The sequence below is a fragment of the Cyanobacteriota bacterium genome (assembly GCA_025054735.1).
GTDB lineage: Bacteria > Cyanobacteriota > Cyanobacteriia > SKYG9 > SKYG9 > SKYG9.
Genome location: JANWZG010000422.1, coordinates 1 through 3,246, shown reverse-complemented (window position 1 = coordinate 3,246; position 3,246 = coordinate 1). Strand labels below are relative to the sequence as shown.

Genomic DNA, 3,246 nt, shown 5'->3' with positions numbered 1-3,246 from the left:
CTCTTGCTGACCTTTATTACGATGCTCGCAGTTGGCAAGCCGCCCAAGGTGAGGCCACCAACTTTATCGTATAACAAATCACACAAGTATTGAGTATTGTTACAAGTTAGTGCTTAGCTGAAGCACCTATCATCCAGATAGACTATTTTGTTTGATCATTTGATCAGTTACGTTTTGTTTTGCACAAAAATTAGCTGCGATTAGCCGCGATCGCCTATCTAAAAACTATGCTTGACACTGTATGCATTGCTGACTCATTTCGGGGGCGCAATGTCTTAATCACTGGGGGAGTTGGCTTTATTGGTAGTAACTTGGCACACCGCTTAGTGTCTCTAGGCGCGCAGGTGCTGCTGGTGGATAGCTTGGTGCCAGAATATGGTGGCAACCTATTTAACATTATCGACATCAACGACAAGGTAAAAATTAACATCTCTGATGTGCGCGATGCCTACAGCATGCGCTATCTGATTCAGGGTCAAGATTATTTGTTTAATCTAGCAGGGCAAACTAGCCATCTAGATTCCATGAAAGACCCATACACTGATTTGGAAATTAACTGCAAAGCACAGTTGTCTATCCTAGAAGCCTGTCGTGCATATAACCCCACCATTAAGGTTGTGTTTACAAGCACCCGTCAACTCTACGGCAAACCTATGTATTTGCCTGTAGATGAAAAGCATTTGTTACAACCAGTTGATGTCAATGGCATTAACAAGATGGCGGGAGAGTGGTATCACATCCTTTATAACCATGTATACGGTATTCAATCCTGTGTTTTACGCCTCACGAACACCTACGGGCCTCGAATGCGAGTTAAAGACGCACGGCAGACTTTCTTGGGAATTTGGATTCGCCTGCTAGTTGAAAACAAGCCGTTTGAGGTATGGGGGGGTGAGCAACTTCGGGACTATACCTACGTTGACGATGTGGTAGACGCACTCCTGATGGCAGCAGTACACCCCAAGGCCCAAGGCAGGATTTTCAACCTAGGAGGCGATTGCATTATCAGCCTCAAAGAGACTGCTCAACTCATGGTTGACATCAATGGTGGCGGCCAATTCAAGATTTGTGCCTTTCCAGAAGAGCGGAAGCAGATTGATATTGGAGATTATTACAGCGATTACAGTTTGATTCGCTCGACCCTAGGTTGGTCACCCAAAACATCCCTGAGAGATGGCTTAGAAGCTAGTATCGCGTTTTATCGGCAATACTTGGAGTACTACCTATAGGTTATGACACAAATCAAGATTGTTCAGACGGATCCAAAAGCTGGCTACCTAGCTCACCGAGCGGAGATTGATGCAGCTATTCATCGCGTGTTAGATAGTGGCTACTACATTCTGGGCAAGGAGGTAGAAGCGTTTGAGCAGGAATTTGCCAGCTATATTGGTGTTCAGCATGGTATTGGCGTAGCCAATGGCACAGATGCTTTAGAAGTTGCTCTACGCGCCTGTGGTGTTGAACCTGGAGATGTAGTGATTACAGTTTCCCACACCGCAGTGGCTACTGTGGCCGCGATCGAACTCGTGGGCGCTATTCCTTTCCTAGTGGATGTTGATCCAGTATCCTTCACAATGGATGTGCAGGATCTGGAGGATGCAATCAACCTTATTCACCAGCAGCCGTCCCTAGGACAACTCAAGGCCATTATCCCTGTGCATCTCTATGGGCATCCCGCCAATATGCCAGCGATTATGGAGATTGCTCACCAGTATGGACTATGTGTCATTGAAGACTGTTCCCAAGCTCATGGTGCTCGTTTGCACGATCGTAAAGTTGGCACCTGGGGACATGTATCAACTTTTAGCCTCTACCCCACCAAAAATCTGGGTGCCTTGGGTGATGGGGGTATTGTTGTGACTAACGATGACACCCTAGCAGAAACTATGAAGGCACTACGTCAGTATGGCTGGCGACAGCGCTATGTCAGCGACTTTCCAGGCATGAACTCTCGTTTAGACCCCATGCAAGCTGCTATTTTGCGAGTCAAGCTTCGCTATCTGGATGAGGAAAACCAGCGCCGACAACAGCTTGCTAACTACTATCACCATGCCCTATCATCCCTACCCCTTAAGCAACCCCATTCTCCAGAGGCAGTAAGTCATGTTTATCACCAGTATGTTGTGCGAGCAGAGCATCGAGATGCGATTATAGCGTTTTGCAAAGAACAGAATGTTGGTTTAGGTATTCACTATCCACTACCTGTGCATCTACAAGCAGCCTATTATCAACGCATTCCCCTTAGCGCGACTGGCTTGCCTGTTACTGAAGAGCTTTGCCGCAACATTTTCAGCTTGCCCATGTATCCCTATCTAACCCAAGATGGTGCTCAAAGAACCGTAGAAACGCTAGAACAATGGTTTGCTTCCCTATGATGTAGCTAGTAAAGAGAACCACGAGAACGATCGTGTGAAGACAGACAGCGTCGCAGAAGAACATCTGAACTGCTGCAACGCTGTCTATTCTACTACCAGCCACGTAGAGCACAGAGTGTCACCTTCCAGGAGTCCCATGTAAGCGGTTCCTTGGTGAGCGCACACAGCGCATGTTTCCTAGCTGTATCTACATATCCATCACCCAAGGCCCACCATGCCCACACACGATGATTTCCTGCCAAGGTAGGCAAGTCTTTTTCCGTGATGTCTGGGTCATTTTTCATACCTTCTGGTAGCGGCAGACCCCGCCGACGATGAGCATCAATCACTACAGCACGGGTTGCTTTTAGCTGGCTCACTCTCTTAGAGTAGCTAACACTCTTTGAATGCAACCGATACTTGAATAGTACATTGGGTAAATTTGCTAATCTTCCGATTTCAGCTAAGCGTAGCCATAGATCCATGTCCTCTGCAAGTTCCATCTCTTGGCGATAGCCACCTACTCTTTCCATAGCATCACGACGCACCATCGAACCAGAATGGGAAAATGCGCCAAGCCCCTTCATATGGGCAGCATCAATTTCCTCGTGGGTCATCAGATTGTTAAAAACCCGAATGGGAGCATCGTCGGCATCAATCATCAATACCCGCTGCCCTACAGCAACACACTCTGGGTGGTTCTCTAGATAAACAAATTGTGTTGCTAGCATTTCTGGCATGGCAATATCATCACCATCAACCTGACTGACGTAACGGCCTGTTACATAGCTCAATCCTTCATTCAAGGTTGCGACAATACCACGGTTGTCGTTGCGATTGATGAGTTTAATACGATGATCTTTCTCAGCATAGGACTGTAAGATCTGCCCAC

General features: G+C 47.0%; 4 protein-coding genes. 3 read left to right on the top strand and 1 reads right to left on the bottom strand.

Annotation, left to right across the window (positions count from 1 at the left end):
- The 3 genes from NZ772_16160 to NZ772_16150 all read left to right on the top strand — a co-directional run.
- On the top strand, nucleotides 1–74 hold a 74-nt coding region (locus NZ772_16160), incomplete at its 5' end, for a transcriptional regulator (protein ID MCS6815089.1).
- 153 nt (nucleotides 75–227) lie between these two features.
- Entirely contained in the window at nucleotides 228–1,229 is a 1,002-nt protein-coding gene (locus tag NZ772_16155) for an NAD-dependent epimerase/dehydratase family protein (GenBank protein MCS6815088.1), read from the top strand.
- Nucleotides 1,230–1,232: 3 nt separating this feature from the next.
- On the top strand, nucleotides 1,233–2,375 hold the full coding sequence (locus tag NZ772_16150; protein ID MCS6815087.1) for a DegT/DnrJ/EryC1/StrS family aminotransferase: 1,143 nt from the start codon (nucleotides 1,233–1,235) through the stop codon (nucleotides 2,373–2,375).
- Between the two features lie 92 nt (nucleotides 2,376–2,467).
- On the opposite strand, the gene NZ772_16145 is transcribed toward NZ772_16150, so the two are convergent.
- A partial coding sequence (locus tag NZ772_16145; protein MCS6815086.1) for a glycosyltransferase occupies nucleotides 2,468–3,246 on the bottom strand: 779 nt, incomplete at its 5' end.

Bases quoted from the DNA above. Each gene is read 5' to 3' on its own strand.
- NZ772_16155 (MCS6815088.1), top strand. From the start codon at position 228: ATGCTTGACACTGTATGCATTGCTGACTCATTTCGGGGGCGCAATGTC.
- NZ772_16150 (MCS6815087.1), top strand. From the start codon at position 1,233: ATGACACAAATCAAGATTGTTCAGACGGATCCAAAAGCTGGCTACCTA.